Consider the following 16,275-nt stretch of genomic DNA (forward strand, 5'->3'; position numbering starts at 1 on the left):
ATTTGACGTTTTGCGCCCCGAAGTCGGTGTCGTTGTTGCGGGCGTTGCACCCCAATGAGGTGACGCAGAAGGCGGTGGTGGTCGCCCACACCGCGGCCCTGGGCGAGGCGTTGGAGTACCTGGCCGAGCATGCCGGCTACACCCGGGTGCACAACTCAGATACGGGGCAAAAAGATTTGGTGCGGCTGCCCGGAATCGTGGCGGTGGCGTATCAGCATGAGACGTCGCGGGCGGGGGATCCGCATCTGCATACCCATGTGATCGTGCCCAACCGCCAGGCCCGCGCGGACGGAAAACTGGTGTCACTCGATGGGACGTCGTTGTTTCACGAGGCGCGGGCGGCGGGGGTGATTTATCAGGCCACGCTGCGCCGGGAGTTGCACCGCGCGATCGGGGTGGAATGGTCCCCGATCGACCCCGCAACCGGGATGGCCGAGGTCGCCGCGATCGACCCGGGAAGTATTACGGCGTGGTCGCAGCGCGCTAGTGCGTTGCGGGCGTGGGCGGCCAAGAATCTGGTCGTGGTTGACCCAGCGGTGGGGCCGAGCGCGGCGCAGTTGGCGGCCGCGCAGAAAGCGACCCGCCCGGGTAAACCTGAGCAGCTGGCGTGGGCGGAATTGCGCCGGTTGTGGCGCGAGGATCCGCGCGGTTGGACGATTGATCGCGCCGCGCATCAGGCAGCGAGTCAGGCCCGTGTGGCGGCGGCGGGGCGCGGGGTGTGGTCGCGCGCCCGGCTGGTCGAGGCGGCCGAAGCGCGGGGCAAGGCGGTGCTGACGCGCGCGGATTTGGTGGAGCTGCTCGGCGCGCAACTGCCGGTCGATGTCGACGGTGATGCGCGCTCGCCGCGGCAGCTGATCGAGGCCTCGGTCGAGCAGTTGGGGATGCGGATTTCGGGGCCGCGGGCGGCGCATCAGCGGGAAGGATCGGCGCGGTTCACCCTGGACAAGATCTTGGCTACCGAGGCCCGGCTGCTCGAGTTGGTTGATGCCTGCGATGAGCGCGCGGAGCTCTACGGGTTGCGGGATCTAGATGTGGTCGGGCTGTCGTCGGATCAAGCCCGCGCGGTGGAGAACATTGCCTGGTTGCCGTGGCTGGTCTGCCCGCTCTCGGCGCCGGCGGGGGCCGGGAAAACCACCTCCATGCGGGCGCTGCGGATCGGGGCCCGCCACTCCGGGAAACGGGTGCTGGTGATCGCCCCGACCGGCAAAGCCGTCGACGTCGCGGTCCGCGAAGGCGCCGGCGATACCGGGATGACCGTCGCCGCCGCGCTAAAGGCGTTACGTGACGAAACGCTGCGGCTGGATCAGCACACCCTGGTGATCCTCGATGAGGCCGCGATGGTCGGCACCACCGAACTACGGGCGCTGCTCACCGCGACCACTACGGCCGGCGCCAAGACGGTGTTGGTCGGCGATGCCCACCAACTCAGCCCTGTCAAAGCGCCCGGGGGGATGTTCGACCAACTCTGTGCGGATCTGCCCTGGACCCAAACCCTCTCTGAGGTGTGGCGGATGAGCGATCCGGCCGAGCGTGCCGCCTCGCTGGCGTTGCGGGAGGGCGGGCCCGCCCCGCTACGGCGCGCGGTGAACTGGTACGCCGGCCATAGCCGGCTGCACTGTGGGGACCCGATCGCCATGGCCACCGACGCCCTTGAGGCGTACCGCGCCGACGTCGCCGCCGGTCGGGATGCGCTGTTGGTGTGTGACACCACCGAGATCGCCGACGCGCTCAACCGGCGACTGCACGATGACCGTCTCGGCGCCCGCGACCCGCACGCCCAAGCCGCCCCCACCGTGACTGCGGCGCGCGGGCACCAGCTCGCGGTGGGGGATCTGATCCTGACCCGCCGCAACACCGGCGACATCACGGTGTTGGCCGCCGCGGATAACACCCGATGCGGGGATGCCCCGGTACGCAACGGGCAACGCTGGCAGGTCCTGGCCGTCGATCCCGCCGGTGACCGCATCGCCGCCCGCCGGCTCAGCGACGGCGCCCGCGCCGCTTTCTCCGGGGAGTATTTGCACCAGCAGGTGACCCATGGGTATGCGGTCACCGTGCATTCGGCGCAAGGGGTCACCGCCGACACCACCCACGCGGTAATGGGAGAGCGCACCAGCCGGGCGTTGCTGTATGTGGCGATGACCCGCGGCCGGGAGTCCAACACCGCCTACCTCTACGAACGCCACGCCACCGAGACCGCCCACGAACACCGCGACCAACTGGGAGTGCATGTGCTGCGCCGCGGCACCACCGCCGACGCCGTCCAGCTCGTGCGCGCGGTGATCGCCCACCGCGACACCCCAGCCCCCAGCGCCCACCACATCGCCGCCACCGCCGACCCCCGCCAGCTGCCTGATGTCGTGCGCGGACTGCTGATTAGCCGCGACCGTGCCCGCCAGGCCCGCCAGCGCGCCTACCGCGCCTGGCACAACCAACGCCTCGACATCATCCTCGACCAACGCCGCTGGGCCCAACAGCACCTACACCGCACCCGCGCGCACCAACGCGACCGAAGCTACGGGCTGGAACTGTAGCGGGATCGGCTGCGGTGATCGTGCCTAGCTAAAAAGAGAGTTTCCGGGAAGTAATGGGTGGGCTTTCTGGCGGAATGCGCCTAGAGCGGGGCGAACCCGGCGCGCGTCGGATCGTTGTTGGTGACGGCGTGGGCCGATCGGCCCAGCTAGGAGCCCTTTCTTTAGTACGCTAGTGCCAGATAGTGGGGGATGTCGCACCAGATGGGTGTGGCACACGCGGTAAGGGGACGGCGGATGGCTGCGGCAGCAACCTCATACTCGGCACTGTTGGAGGGGTGTGTGCCCCGCTGCACCGCGGACCCGGAGCGCTGGACCACTACCCAGCCCGACACCCAAGCCGTCGCGCTGTGTGTGGCCTGCCCGCGCCGGGGATGGTGCGCCCAGCAGGCCTATCAGGCCACCAACGTGCAGGGGCTGTGGGCCGGGGTGATAATACCCGAATCCGGGCAGCGCGCCCGCGACTTCGCGCTGCGCCGCCTGCGGGTGCTGGCCGAACGTGGTGGCTATCAGGTTGCCCCGCGCCGACGCGGCCGCCCCCGCGGCTCCCGGAACTGATCTTTGTGGAGTTGCGTTTTAAGCGCACCTACGCCGAGAGCGGTTGCCGCGCAACGAGCCAAAGGTCAGAGGCGGGTCATTCCGTCGTGGTCATGGGAGCAGAAAACGCGAGGTTCATCGCGCTCGGCGCCGTAGATGACATAGCGCGCCGGTAGCTGCGGGCGAGCTTATGAGTGCTGTAAGCGGTTAAGAAGTTGCTTTGCGCTACGGTCCGTCGACCGTCTGAGTGTGGTCACCTGACTTGGCCCCACTTTGGCCGTTGTTCTTCACGAATGTTGGCCCCACCGGGGTGGTGATCACGGCTGGCCGGGTGGGGCGGTGTGTCGTCACCAATGTTGGCCCCACCCTCGTTCAGATCGTTCCTGTCGCCCGTCGTTCCTGGCGGTCGCGGTCAGGGAGGGTCGGTCAGGATGCGGTCACGCGTGGAGTTGTTCGAGAAGATCAGGAGAGATCGGCGGGTTGAGGGCCTGTCGATCCGCGAGTTGGCAGACCGGCACGGCACGCATCGCCGGACAGTGCGCCAAGCCCTCGATGACGCGGTACCGCCGCCGCGCAAGGCCTATCCGGCGCGTCCGCGTCCGGCGATCGATCCGTGGGTGACGGTGATCGACGCCTGGCTGCGCGCCGATCAGGAGGCGCCGCGCAAGCAGCGTCATACCGCGCGGCGGATCTGGCAGCGTCTGGTCGCTGAGCACGGGGCGGCGTGCTCGGAGGTGACGGTGTCGCGCTACGTCGCGCTGCGCCGAGGGCAGCTCGGACTGGTCGAGAATGAGGTGTCGGTGCCGCAGACCCACGAGGCCGGTGCCGAAGCCGAGGTCGACTTCGGTGAGTTCTTCGCCACCATCGCCGGGCTGGTGGTGAAGTGCTGGATGTTCGTGATGCGATTGTCGCACTCGGGCAAGGCCTTTCACGTCGCGTTTGCCACCCAGGCCCAGGAGGCGTTCCTGGAGGGTCACGTGCTGGCCTTCGAGCATTTCGGTGGCGTGCCGGGGCGGATCCGCTACGACAACCTCAAACCCGCCGTGGTGCGGGTGCTCAAGGGCCGCGACCGGGCCGAGTCCGAACGGTTCATCGCCCTGCGCAGCCACTACGGGTTCGATTCGTTTTTCTGCCGTCCGGGCCTGGAGGGCGCCCATGAGAAGGGTGGGGTGGAGGGTGAGATCGGACGTTTCCGGCGCCGCCACCTCGTCCCGGTCCCGGCGGTGGCCTCACTGGCCGAACTCAACGCCCTGATCGCCGCGGCCGACTGTCTTGACGACGACCGGGTGATCACCGGGCGTCCGATCACCGTCGGTGCGGCGTTCGCCGCCGAGCATGACTCGTTGATGGGGCTGCCGGCCGAGGCGTTCGACTGCGCCCGTCTGCTGACCGCCCGTATCAATAATCGTGCCAGAGTGTCTGTGCGGCAGTGCTTTTACTCCGTGCCGGCACGTTACGCCGGGCGACGGCTGCCGGTCCGTTTGAGTGCTCGGGGTGTCGAGGTCTACGACGGGCCGCGGATCGTGGCGCGTCACGACCGGGCGGTCGGACGCTACGTCGAGGTGTTGTGCCTGGATCACTACCTGGAGGTGCTGGCGACCAAGCCTGGTGCGCTGCCCGGAGCGACCGCGCTGGCGCAGGCCAAGGCGCGCGGGGTGTTCACCGCCAGCCACCAGGCCTACTGGGACGCTGCTCGCACCGCGCGCGGTGACGCCGCCGGAACCCGCGCCCTGATCATCGTCTTGTTGGCGCACCGCACGATGGCCGCCGCGGCGTTGATCGCCGCGATGGACCGGGCCGTGGCCTCGGGGTGCCTGGACCCCGAGGCGGTGCTCATCGATGCTCGCCGCGATACGACGGCGATCGCGCCGGTGGTCCCGATCGGTGCGCTGGCCCGCTACGACCGTCCCGCTCCGTCGTTGACCGATTACGACGACCTGCTGACCGGAAGCGAATCATGACCACGACAACCACCACCGGCAACGGAGCCACCGATGCCGCCGCTCAGGCCTCGATCGGGGCTGCGGCCCGTGAGTTGCACCTGCCGACGGTGCGCACCGAGGCCGCTCGGTTGGCCGAGATCGCCGCACGGCAGCACCATACCCATCTTCGCTATCTGGCCGAAGTCCTGGCCGCAGAGGTCGACGACCGTACCGAACGACGACGAGCTCGCCGTGTCAACGAGGCCAAGTTCCCCAGAGTGAAACGGTTGGCGGAGTTCAACATCGACGCCGTCCCCGGTTCGCACCCGCAACGCTGGGGCAGCTCGCCGCCGGGCACTACATGGACGCCGGCGAGCCCGTCGTGCTGCTCGGCGACTCCGGCACCGGCAAAACCCACCTGCTCATCGGGCTTGGCCTCGCGGCTTGCGAACAGGGACGCCGAGTCCGCTACGTCACCACCGCCCAGCTGGTCAACGAACTCGTCGAAGCCGCCGACGAACGTGTCCTTTCCCGCGTCGTGGCCCGCTACGGACGCTTGGATCTGCTTTGCCTCGATGAACTCGGATACGTCCAAATCGACTCCCGCGGAGCGGAATTGCTGTTTCAGATCATCACCGAACGCGAAGAACGCGCCTCGGTGGCGATCGCGACCAACCTCCCGTTCAGTGAGTGGGGCACCGTGTTCCCCGACCCTCGCCTGGTCGCCGCCATCGTCGACCGCATCACCTTTAACGCCCACATCATCGAGACCGGGACCAACTCCTACCGACTCCGCACCAGCAAGACGACAAACCGCAACAAACGCGGCACCTGACACACGGTGGGGCCAAAATTCACGACGGCAGTGGGGCCAGATCACTTGACGAAACGCAACCGTCAATCGCCTGCGCGGTTTTCCGACGTCCCGGTAGGGTGCGTGGACTATGACGCACGCCACCCCACCAGGTTGGTACCCGGATCCTTCCGGCGTGCCTGGCACCCGTTATTGGGACGGCAGTCAGTGGACTGCGACTGCTCCGCTGCCGACTGTGCTCAAGGCCAAGCGGCCGGTATGGCCGTGGATCTTGCTGGCGGTGGTGGTGCTGTTTTTCGGCGGGTGTACGGCGCTGGTCGCGGTCGTAGGGAGCGCCGGCAGCGACAAAACCACCACTAGTACGGGTAGCAGCGGCGGTGCCCCGCCGAGTAGAGCCGACACCACACCGGGGGTGGGACAAGAAGTGCGTGACGGCAAGTTCGCGTTCACCGTGACCAACGTTCGCACCTCGACCCGGGAAGGCACTTCCAAGCCGCGGGGGGAGTTTGTCATTATCACGATGACTGTGCGGAATATCGGCAACGAACCGCAGTCGTTTTTCGTGCAAAACCAGAAGTTGATCGATAGCGGGGGAAAGGAATACGCGGCTGATTCCTCAACCGCCTTGTCGATCAACGACGACACCTCGATGATTCTTGACATGAATCCGGGGTTCACGATCACGACTCAAGTGCCTTTTGACGTCCCACCTGGTACCACATATTCCACCGTGGAGCTTCATGATTCGGCGTTTAGCGGGGGCGCCAAGGTCAAGCTTCAGTAGGGCGCGCCAGGCAATCAGCGGCCTACGAACTTATCGTCGAAGGCCAGTCGTACCGACAACGCCAAAAGCCAAAGCCGGGCCCCTCCGACTGCGTCGGATTGTCCGGCAACGACTCCATAAGTCACCATCACATGGCCCATAGCCGGAAGACCAACTGGTCCCATGCTCAACCTAGAGATCACCTTGTAAGAGTGGTCTGGTCGTAGGAATCGGTTCCACCCCAATCAGATTCGCGGTTCGCTGGGACTTCGTTGAGTGCAGCGTCACCAACTTCTGGTGGTCCGGTGGCCTATGAGTACTCGATGAGCGCCCCGTCTGGGGTTGCTTTTCGCCAGCCCGGCACGGCATGTTTGCAATAGGTGCGCCGGAAAGTCTGGTCGGCAGCTTGGCCCGGAGCGGGCCGAGTGTGTTTCGGCTGGAAGGTTGATCCGTGTCAAGCAGACGGAGCAGCGTGTCGGACGCCCCACAAGCGCACGAGGTCGGCCTCCTGACCTACACCGGCCGATTGGGCGGCGGTCTTTGGGCGGACGTGCAGCGAAAGCTGCCTTTCTACACGAGCGACTTCAAGGACGGGCTGCATTCGAAAGCCGTAGCATCTGTCAGTTTTCTTTTTTTCGCCTGCCTTGCGAATGCTATTGCCTTCGGTGGCCTCACCAGTGTCATGACCGACGGTGAGATCGGCATCGTGGAAATGATTGTGGCAACCGCCTTCGGCGGAATCCTGTTCGCGCTCCTGTCCGCTCAACCCCTGACAATTTTGGGCGGCACCGGCCCCATCGTCATCTTCACCGGCCTGCTGTACACGATGTGCCGGCGTTTCGATCTTCCCTTTTTACCGGTCTACGCCTGGGTAGGAGTTTGGTCGGGCGTTCTCATGCTCGTCCTCGCGGTCACCGATGCCAGCACGCTGATGAGGTTCTTCACCCGCTTCGTCGACGAGATCTTCGCCGTCCTCATCGCCGTCATTTTCATCGTCGAAGCGGCGCGCTCCGTGGTGTCGCCCTTCACCGCGTCATCGCGCAACGACGCGACCGCCCTGATGACCGTGGTGCTGGCACTGGGGACATTTCTGTTGGCCCGCAACTTCAAGACTTTCCTGCAGACCAGGTATATCCAGCGCAGGTTCCGTGAATTCGTGGCAGATTTCGGACCCACCATCGCCATCGCGCTGATGACGATCTTCGCTTTGGCGTTGCCGGAGGTCAAGGTGGCGGACGTGGCCATTCCCGACCATTTTGGCACCACTACCGGCCGGCCCTGGCTCGTCGACATGTTCTCGGTGCCCGTCTGGCTGATCCTCGCTTGCCTCGGGCCGGCAATCCTCGTCACGGTTCTGCTATTTCTCGATCAGAACATTACGACTCGTCTGGTCAACAGCCCGTCGCATGCCCTCCGAAAAGGTGGGGGCTATCACCTGGACCTGGCTGTCGTCGCCGTCATCACGGCGGTGTGCTCGGTGTTCGGTTTGCCCTGGATCGTGGCGGCCACGGTCCATTCCCTCAACCACGTCAAGAGTCTGGCGACCACCAAACGACCCGTCGAGACGTATGTGTCGCAGGGATTTGGCGCAAACCAGTCTGAAGACGACGACTCCGGTGCGGAGCGAATTCTAGCTGTCCGAGAAAATCGAGTCTCCCCGCTCGCGATTCATTTGCTGATCGCTGCCTCAATTTTCATGTTGCCGGTGATCAAGAAAGTTCCGATCGAGGTACTTTTCGGCCTGTTCCTGTTCATGGGTTTCGCCACCCTCAACGGGACGGACTTCTATGCGCGGTTGAAATTGTGGTTGACGGACCGCAATCTGTACCCCAACACCCATTACGTTCGTCATGTTCCCTGGAAAGTCATCCACGTCTTCACCTTGGTGCAGGTTCTTTGTCTGGTGGTGTTGTGGATCCTCAAGAGCAGCCCGGTGGGGATCTTGTTCCCCTTATTCATCGCGATGCTGGTGCCGTTGCGACTTCTGCTCAACAGGTGGTTCCAGGCAGAGCATCTGGCCTTGCTCGACGCCGATGAGCAGGCCGACGACGAGAGCATGGGGGACTTCCGGCCCTAAGCTTCGAGGTGATGCAAAACGTCCTGATGCTGCAGTCCAAAAGACTGAGCCGACGTAGGATTGGTATTACACGTGTTGGGCTTGAAGACGGGATACACGCCCGACTTCAGCGGCCTACTGGGCTTTCCGCCGCCATCACAGCGTGCACACCGAACGGGCCGTGGCTATGAGCACCAATCTCGACGTCGTTTGTTCGTGAATGGTGGCGTCGGTGCGAAACGTGGGTGATTGATTGTTCGTGAATGTTGGAGTCAGGCCCAAGGGAGTGACGTGACATCGCCGTTGGTGATTGGGCCGGCGAGCTCGGGTCGGCCGGGTGCTCAATGTCCGGCTCGGGATGTGGACTTACCGCGTCCCGGCGGTCTCGATGATGTCGGCGCCGGTGGCCGCACCGCCGGCTTGGTCGATGGCGTTCTTCATGGCGTCGAGGTTGGCACGGATGTTTGGGTCGGCGACGACGCGCTCGGCCACATCCCGAAGTTGATGGGCCGTGGCCGAGGGGACGCGCACCCCGAGGCCGAGTTGGTCGATGCGGCCGGCGTTGACGGCCTGTTCGCGGACTTGAGGAACGGCGATGGTGGGCACCTGGTGGTAGAGCGCTTCCATGACCGAGCCCATCCCGGCGTGGGTGATGAACGCCGCCGCGTGGCGTAGAACCGCGAGTTGGGGTGCCCGGCGGTGGATTTCGATGTTGGGTGGCAGCATGCCCAGTGCGGCGGGATCAAGATGATCACCGATGGCCATCACGACGTGAAACATGCTGTCGGCGAACATGTCTGCGCACGAGGTGAAGAAGTCTGGTTGGTTGTTGAACGCGGTTCCCAAAGACACCAAGAGCAGCGGTGCGTTACCTGGCGGGGGTTGCCAGTGCGGTATCTGGCGGGCGCGCTGCGGTACTGATGGGCCGATGAAGTGACAGCTGTCGTTGAAGGTGTCTGCGGCGATCTGAAACTCCCGTGGCACGAACACGAGCGACGGTGACGCAGGCGTGCTGCCGGTGTCGTGCCCGTTGGGGACGGGCTGGCTGTAGGAGGTGAACCAGTCGGTGAGTTCCCCGAAGTAGCGCCCCATGCCCGGATGGTTCGGGGTGAATCCGTCGATCAGCTCGGCCGGGGTGAACACGGTGTTGGTCGCCAAGGTCGGGACCAGCGAGACCATCGGCACCTCGAAGATGCCGGTGAGCAGTGGTCCGAGGGGAACACTGTCCGTGCACACCACGTCGGGAGGGTCGGCGGCGAGCACGTCGAGCAGGTGCGGGGTGAGGGTTCGAGCCGCAGCCAGGAACGCGCGTAGGTCGGCGCTGAGGGTCTCGGCGGTGAAGCCGGTGGCGGCCAGGGTGCTGGTGTTGGGTTCCCAGCCCAGATCAACGACCGCCGCTCCAGCCAGGTGCAGTTCGGATGCCAGCGATCTGCCGCTGATGTAGGTGACGCGATGCCCGTGGTCGGTGAGTTCCTCAACCAGTGGCAGCGTCGGATACACATGCCCGGGTGCCGGCGGGGTGGTGAACAGAACATGCATCGCAGCGCATCCATTTCCGATAGATTTACCTAGACACGTCTAGTTACATTACACAGCTAAGGATGATGCAATGACCGGTGCGAGCGCCACCCGGACCGATTTGGCGGGCCTGGTCGGTCAGGTCGTCCGGCTAGCAGGCCCCATCAACGCGCTGATGGCCCGCGAACTTATGTTGCCGCTCAACGATTTAGCGGCATTGCATCACCTGGTGGGGCTGCCACCAGCGGGGCCGGCGGAGTTGGGCCGGCGGCTGGGAATGTCCTCGGCGTCGGCCACGGTGCTGGCGGATCGGCTCGAACGCGCCGGTTACATCCGCCGCCGCCGGGACCCTTCGGATCGCCGCAGAGTCGTTCTGGAGGTCACCGAGGCCACCGCTGCCCGTTCGCAGGCCGCGATCGGCCCGCTCGTGGAGGCGCTCACCACGATCAGCGACAGCCTGGATGAGTCCGCCCAGCAGGCGGTCGGCACCTACCTGACCCGGGTGATCACCGCGATGGCCAATTTCGCCGGCGCTGATGTCTCGGAACGCCCGAGTTGAGTTGTACGCGGCGATCCGCCGCGACGCCCGCGCGGGCGTATCCGGTCGCGAGATTCAGCGCAAACATGGTGTCGGGTGGCGCACGGTGCAGGCGGCGGTAGCGTCGGCGTGGCCGCCGCAGCGCGCCGCCTACCCGACCCGGGTGTCGAAACTCGACGCGTTCAAACCCGTCATCGACGACATCCTGCGCGCCGACCTCGACGCACCGCGCAAGCAACGTCACACCGTCACAAGGATTTTCGACCGGCTGCGCACCGAGCACGGCATGGACGACGTGTCCTACCCGGTGGTGCGGGCCTACGTGGCCACACGACGGCCAGAGATCAGCATCGAATGCGGCCGCGGCGTGCCCGGGGTATTCGTCCCGCAGACGCACCTGCCCGGCCGGGAAGCCGAAGTGGATTTCGGCGAAATCGGTGTCCGCCTGCGCGGCCAACTCGTCACCTGCCACCTGTTCTCATTGCGAATGTCCTACTCGGGCAAGGCTGTTCACCGAGCGTCGGCAACCGGCGGGCAGGAAGCCTTCTTCGAGGGCCACGTGCACGCCTTCCAGGTACTCGGTGGGGTACCCGCCGGCAAGGTTCGCTACGACAATCTCAAAGCCGCTGTGGCCCAATTGATCGGGTTCTCCCGCCAACGCGTCGAAACCGACCGCTGGGTGGCGTTTCGCTCACACTTTGACCTCGACGCGTTCTACTGCCAGCCAGGAATCACCGGGGCTCACGAAAAAGGCGGTGTGGAAGGCGACATCGGATGGTTCCGGCGCAATCACCTCGTGCCCGTACCCGAGGTCGCATCGCTGCGCGAACTCAACGAACTCATCGACGACTACGACCGCGACGACGATCACCGCCGGATCGGGCACCGCGCCCACACCGTCGCCGAATCCTTCAGCGCGGAACGCCAACTCCTCAAACCCCTACCCGTCGAGCCGTTCGAGACCGGGCTGTGGCTGACACCGCGGGTGGACCGCTACGCCCAGATCACCGTGCGCACCAATAGGTACTCCGTGCCTTCTCGGCTCATCGGACGCCAAGTCCGCGTACTGCTCAACGCCTCCGACCTGACCGTCTACGACGGCCGGACCCTCGTGGCCACCCACGAACGAATGCTGACCAAGGGTGGCGCCTGCCTGGACCTGGACCACTACCTGGAGGCCTTCATCCGCAAACCCGGTGCTTTCCCCGGGGCGACCGCGCTGGAGCAGGCCCGCGCCGCGGGCATCTTCACCACCGCCCACGACGCGTGGTGGGCAGCTGCCTGCAAGGCCCACGGTGACACCGAAGGAACCCGCGCACTCATCGAAGTCCTTCTGCTGCACCGCCATACCGACCACCGCCACGTCGTGGCCGGCATCACCGCAGCACTACACGCCGGGGCACTGACCGCCGACGCCGTCGCCCTGGAATCCCGTAAGGCCGCTGACGCCGCCCAAGGCGTCACTGCGAGCATCGAGCCGTCGCCCCCTGACGTGATGTCGGTGGCGTCGCTGACCCAGCGCCGCTTGACCCATCTGCCGGTCGACACGCGGCCGCCGCCGTCAGTGACCGCCTATGACCAGCTTCTCCGGCACAACAACCCGTAGAACATCAAACGAAAGGCCTCACCGAGATGAGTACACCAGCTCGCCGCGGACTGACCGAACAAGCCGCCGACGCCGCTATCGACCAGGCCTGCCGCATGCTCCGGCTGCCCACCATCCGGCAGCATTTCCCAGAGACCGCCGACACCGCCGCCCGCCAACAACAGTCCTACCGCGCCTTCCTAGCTGAGCTGCTGCTCGCCGAATGCGATGACCGCGCCCGCCGGCGCTCCGAACGCCGTATCCGGGCTGCGGCGTTCCCGCGTGAAAAGTCGCTTCGCACTTTCGATTACGCTGCCAACCCGAATGTTGACCCCGCCGTCATCAACACCCTGGCCACCTGCGACTGGGTTCGCAAAGGCCAGCCCCTCTGCCTCATCGGTGACTCCGGCACCGGCAAGAGTCATCTGCTCATCGCCTTGGGGACCGAGGCCGCCATGGCTGGCTTCCGGGTCAAATACACCCTGGCCGCCAAGCTCGTTAACGAACTCGTCGAAGCCGCCGACGAAATGACGCTGACCAAGACGATCGCCCGCTATGGCCGGGTTGACTTGCTCTGCATTGACGAACTTGGCTATATGGCCCTGGACAAGCGAGGCGCAGAGCTGCTCTTCCAGGTGCTCACCGAACGCGAGGAAAAGGCCTCCGTGGGCATCGCGAGCAACGAGGCGTTCAGCGGCTGGACAAAGACCTTTACCGACCCGCGACTGTGCGCCGCCATCGTCGATCGCCTCACCTTCGGCGGCAACATCCTCGAAACCGGCACCGACTCCTACCGCCTCGCCCACACCCTGCGCAACCGCGACAACACCGACAAGTGACGTCAACATTCACGAACACACCGATGCCGCAGACGACCGCAGTGACGTCAGAATTCGCGAACAACCGACGTCAAGATTGACGACCAAAGCCAGGGCCGACACGTTATTCAAACGCCTACGCGGGGCACGCCTGGACGGCACCTACGAAGACGAGATGCGAAAACTGCACCGCGTCGAGCTGCTGATCATTGATGATCTGGCGCTCCACCGCCTGGAAACCACCAAAACCAGCGACTTCTACGAGCCCATCACCCTGGCAGGCGACACATTGCCAGGCAGATGATTTTCGCTGGGCATGACGAGGCTACGGTAGACGCTGGATCGGAAGATGCCGGGGGTGCGGGCGATCTGGGCGCGAGGAGTGCCCGCCTGGTCGAAAGCCTGAACCGCGACGGGAGGTGTCAGCGGTGTCGATATCCAGGTTGTCTCGTTTCTAAAGCAACGAGAGTGATGAGATCCTGTCTCGATCGGCCGCAGCGCGTCTCATCCACAGTGAACGCTGTTGACGCCGTTGTTCGGAGTGCGCTATAAGCTGCTGGCTCCGAGTGACAACTTCCTGTGCTCGCAGAACGATTGCCTGACAGTCCAGGCACAGCCGGGCCGCTTCAGCGCACAGGTCATCGAGAACTGTCGGTGGCGTGCCGTCTAATAGTCGCGGATGCACGCCAATACAGCACGGCGTCTTCACAGATGACCTCTTACCCGCCATACGCATTTCTATGCTGTCTCGTTTATAGAGAATTCAGACGTCTCGGTTGCTGTCTCTTTTGGAACCATTCGGCCAGTGGTTGCACGGTTGTGCGCGCCGAGACGTTGCCGGGCATTCGCAGCGCGGTAGCTGATTTGTCTTCGGTTGGTAGTCGGGTGGATCAGGCCGCACCGCGTTCGAGGCAGCTGGCTGATCGGGGTGACGGTGATCACCGGTTCTGATGCGTCACCGCCCTCGGGCGGCGTCTGGCCCCCGGCTGAGCGTGGTTGTATCTGTTGATTCCGGGGTGTGGTGGGCGGCCAACACCCGGTGTCTGGTCACCGGTGTTCGCTAGGCTCGGCTTTGGCTGGCGTTGCTTGAAGCGAAGGAAGATGGCGATGGTTGAACAGCGGCATCACCGGGATTTTCGGCTTGACCCTGACCGGGTGCGCGGGTTCGCCAAGGTTGTCTATGACGTCTCGGACACGTTAGCTGCCCTCCGGATTCGCGAGTTGTTTTTGTCCGGCGCGAGCGCGTGTGAGGGCACTGTCCTCAACTCCGGACTCGTTGCTCATGCCGGTACACAGAACGACGAGATGCATTTGCTCACAGGTGATTTGGATGGTTTCGGGGATGCGGTGCTGGGGGCGATTGATGCCTTCGAGCGCCAGGATGCCGGTGACGCCCCACGACCGTCTGCGCACTAAGCAGCGATCAGCGCGCTGATGGGTCCCAGTGTCAGCCAGGTCCGGGAATGGACGCTAGGGGATTTGACGGCGACAGCGGTTCGACTGCGCCTGGGGGCTACCGACATCAGTCAAAGCGCGTTACGGATCATCGACGGTTTGGGCGGGATCGGCAGCGATTGGGCTGGGGAAGCGCGCGATGCTGCGACGGTGCGGGCCAAGGATCACGCCTCTTCGATGCAGGAAAAAGCGCGCCGTTGGACTAATGCCTCCGGTGTGTTGGACACCGCCGCTCAGCAGTTGGGTTTGTTGCGTGAGGCGATTCTAGAAATAGTCGACAATGCCGAAAATCAACGATTGTTCGCCATCAGCGACTATGGCGTGGTCACCATCCGTACCGATGTCGAGGCCTATGACGAGAACATTCAGACGCGACGGGCCACCTTGGAAGACACCTTGCGAATGCTGCTGCTCAGTGCGGAGGCTGCGGCACAGATGTATGACTGGCAGGTGACCAACGCCTTGATGGGGGTCAGCGATGCTGAGCGGCCTTTCACCCCGCACTTGCCGCCGCCGCGGGAGTTACCGACGACTGGGCCGGGTTCTGCGCGAGAGCGGGCAGACCGCGATGGTTCGGGCGACGAGCAGTGGCGGACCTGGAGACCTGATCTGACCGATCAAGTCAAAATGCAAGCGGTGCGCGCTTTTTGGGAAGAGGGCGGTTCTTTCGGCTCAAACAAAGGGATGGAAAATTTCAACCGCCTGCTGCGGCACTTTTTCGATAACACCGGGACCCAAGCGAGCGTGTCGGTCGATGCCATGTTCGGTGATTTACCAGGTTTTCAGGCGGCCGCCAATTCCTTGTCCGGCCGGGCGGTCGAGCGTGCCCGCGCGGTCATGCCCGCCGGCTACACCGGACCGATTGCGTTCCAAAGCGGTTACACCGGCTCCTACACCCCGGACTGGGAAACTCACCCCGACTGGTTTTTCACTCTCGGCACGTTTACCTATCAGACCAGCGGGGTCGCGATGCCCTCAGATCAAGGCACCTACACCATCGCCGCGCAGACAACGGTCTATGACTACTACAACTTCGATGCCCGCGGGAAGCTGGGCATGCTCAATGACCTCAATCGTGCGGGATGGGCACGAACCTTCGATACGACCGGGACCTCCTCACCGCAATGGAGTCACTCCCGGTGACGACCGTGCACGTCCGCGCACTGCGGGCCTTGCTTGCTCTGGCAGTGGTTTTCGTCGTTGGTACGGGCACGAGCTGCAGCAAGAAAGACCTGCACATCCAGAACGATGACTGGGCTAATCCCGAACTCGCGCTTAAAGTCGCCGTGCCCGCCTCGGCCACCGATGTCACTAAAGGACTCGGCGGCGGCACCGAAAGCTACGCTTACAGCATCGACTTCCTGATGCCTAACGATCAGTGGCGGAACTACCTTCAGCGCTACTACCCGAACGGGATTCAGCAGTCGCCACTGACATATACCCCCGGCACTGTTCCCGCCGAGTGTGTACAGGCGTTTAGAGGTGGCGTGAAACTGCAAGCGTGGGTAGCCGGCGACGACATACCGTATTTCGATTCCGGCACCCCAGCACGACGCCATGTCTCAGCAATCCCTGACTGCAAACCGGGACAGGTCTTCGTGCAATGGAGACTCGAGCACCCCGCCACTACCACTCGGCGCTCGCCTAGGTGAGCTCACAATGTTCTCGGTGTCTCGTTTGTAAAGAAACGAGACAGGCGGAAGGAAACCACCTCCGCCGCCTATAACGCCAGGTCGCG

At 64.4% G+C, this 16,275-nt stretch carries 12 protein-coding genes and 2 pseudogenes; 13 read left to right on the forward strand and 1 reads right to left on the reverse strand.

The window, feature by feature from the left end; all coding sequences use genetic code 11:
* From mobF to AC5Y47_RS25290, 6 genes and pseudogenes are all read left to right on the forward strand, one after another.
* A partial coding sequence (gene mobF / locus AC5Y47_RS25265) for a MobF family relaxase (protein ID WP_499946992.1) occupies positions 1-2,534 on the forward strand: 2,534 nt, incomplete at its 5' end.
* 234 nt (positions 2,535-2,768) lie between these two features.
* Positions 2,769-3,089: a WhiB family transcriptional regulator gene (locus AC5Y47_RS25270; protein WP_499946993.1), complete on the forward strand. Its 321-nt coding sequence runs from the start codon at positions 2,769-2,771 to the stop codon at positions 3,087-3,089.
* Positions 3,090-3,499: 410 nt separating this feature from the next.
* The gene (gene istA / locus AC5Y47_RS25275) at positions 3,500-5,029 is read left to right on the forward strand and encodes an IS21 family transposase (protein ID WP_499946994.1); all 1,530 of its coding nucleotides are present in this window, start codon (positions 3,500-3,502) and stop codon (positions 5,027-5,029) included.
* Positions 5,026-5,825, forward strand: a pseudogene (istB, locus tag AC5Y47_RS25280) (IS21-like element helper ATPase IstB). The gene istA (AC5Y47_RS25275) and the pseudogene istB (AC5Y47_RS25280) overlap by 4 nt, the downstream one beginning before the upstream one ends.
* A gap of 109 nt (positions 5,826-5,934) precedes the next feature.
* Entirely contained in the window at positions 5,935-6,588 is a 654-nt protein-coding gene (locus AC5Y47_RS25285) for a DUF4352 domain-containing protein (protein ID WP_499946995.1), read from the forward strand.
* 451 nt (positions 6,589-7,039) lie between these two features.
* Complete coding sequence (locus tag AC5Y47_RS25290) at positions 7,040-8,644, forward strand: sodium bicarbonate transporter family protein (RefSeq protein WP_499946996.1); 1,605 nt, start codon at positions 7,040-7,042, stop codon at positions 8,642-8,644.
* A 345-nt stretch (positions 8,645-8,989) separates the two neighbouring features.
* Here the strand turns inward: AC5Y47_RS25290 and AC5Y47_RS25295 are convergent, their stop codons facing one another.
* Positions 8,990-10,162 carry a macrolide family glycosyltransferase gene (locus AC5Y47_RS25295; protein ID WP_499946997.1) on the reverse strand — a complete coding sequence of 391 codons (1,173 nt, stop codon included), beginning with the start codon at positions 10,160-10,162 and terminating at the stop codon, positions 8,990-8,992.
* 70 nt (positions 10,163-10,232) lie between these two features.
* On the opposite strand from AC5Y47_RS25295, the gene AC5Y47_RS25300 reads away from it, so the two are divergent.
* The 7 genes and pseudogenes from AC5Y47_RS25300 to AC5Y47_RS25330 all read left to right on the forward strand — a co-directional run bounded on the left by AC5Y47_RS25300 (position 10,233) and on the right by AC5Y47_RS25330 (position 16,189).
* Positions 10,233-10,700: a MarR family winged helix-turn-helix transcriptional regulator gene (locus AC5Y47_RS25300; RefSeq protein WP_499946998.1), complete on the forward strand. Its 468-nt coding sequence runs from the start codon at positions 10,233-10,235 to the stop codon at positions 10,698-10,700.
* Complete coding sequence (istA, locus tag AC5Y47_RS25305; protein WP_499946999.1) at positions 10,678-12,285, forward strand: IS21 family transposase; 1,608 nt, start codon at positions 10,678-10,680, stop codon at positions 12,283-12,285. The genes AC5Y47_RS25300 and istA (AC5Y47_RS25305) overlap by 23 nt, the downstream gene beginning before the upstream one ends.
* Before the next feature lie 26 nt (positions 12,286-12,311).
* Entirely contained in the window at positions 12,312-13,103 is a 792-nt protein-coding gene (gene istB / locus AC5Y47_RS25310; RefSeq protein WP_499947000.1) for an IS21-like element helper ATPase IstB, read from the forward strand.
* 91 nt (positions 13,104-13,194) lie between these two features.
* Positions 13,195-13,353: pseudogene (locus tag AC5Y47_RS25315) on the forward strand (ATP-binding protein); the annotation flags it as partial.
* 836 nt (positions 13,354-14,189) lie between these two features.
* A complete protein-coding gene (locus AC5Y47_RS25320) occupies positions 14,190-14,498 on the forward strand; it encodes a hypothetical protein (protein ID WP_499947001.1) in 309 nt (102 codons plus the stop codon).
* Between the two features lie 63 nt (positions 14,499-14,561).
* Positions 14,562-15,680 (forward strand): hypothetical protein, encoded by a 1,119-nt coding sequence (locus AC5Y47_RS25325; protein WP_499947002.1) that lies wholly within the window; start codon positions 14,562-14,564, stop codon positions 15,678-15,680.
* A complete protein-coding gene (locus tag AC5Y47_RS25330) occupies positions 15,677-16,189 on the forward strand; it encodes a hypothetical protein (RefSeq protein WP_499947003.1) in 513 nt (170 codons plus the stop codon). Before AC5Y47_RS25325 ends, AC5Y47_RS25330 begins: the two co-directional genes overlap by 4 nt.
* Positions 16,190-16,275 lie beyond the last annotated feature (86 nt).

This window comes from Mycobacterium sp. NGS22 (assembly GCF_059813095.1).

What these genes read in the sequence shown, in the direction of transcription:
- AC5Y47_RS25285 (WP_499946995.1), top strand. Translation starts at nt 5,935, where the DNA reads ATGACGCACGCCACCCCACCAGGTTGGTACCCGGATCCTTCCGGCGTG.
- AC5Y47_RS25270 (WP_499946993.1), top strand. Translation starts at nt 2,769, where the DNA reads ATGGCTGCGGCAGCAACCTCATACTCGGCACTGTTGGAGGGGTGTGTG.
- AC5Y47_RS25320 (WP_499947001.1), top strand. Translation starts at nt 14,190, where the DNA reads ATGGTTGAACAGCGGCATCACCGGGATTTTCGGCTTGACCCTGACCGG.
- AC5Y47_RS25295 (WP_499946997.1), bottom strand. Translation starts at nt 10,162, where the DNA reads ATGCATGTTCTGTTCACCACCCCGCCGGCACCCGGGCATGTGTATCCG.
- istA (WP_499946999.1), top strand. Translation starts at nt 10,678, where the DNA reads ATGTCTCGGAACGCCCGAGTTGAGTTGTACGCGGCGATCCGCCGCGAC.
- istA (WP_499946994.1), top strand. Translation starts at nt 3,500, where the DNA reads ATGCGGTCACGCGTGGAGTTGTTCGAGAAGATCAGGAGAGATCGGCGG.
- AC5Y47_RS25300 (WP_499946998.1), top strand. Translation starts at nt 10,233, where the DNA reads ATGACCGGTGCGAGCGCCACCCGGACCGATTTGGCGGGCCTGGTCGGT.
- istB (WP_499947000.1), top strand. Translation starts at nt 12,312, where the DNA reads ATGAGTACACCAGCTCGCCGCGGACTGACCGAACAAGCCGCCGACGCC.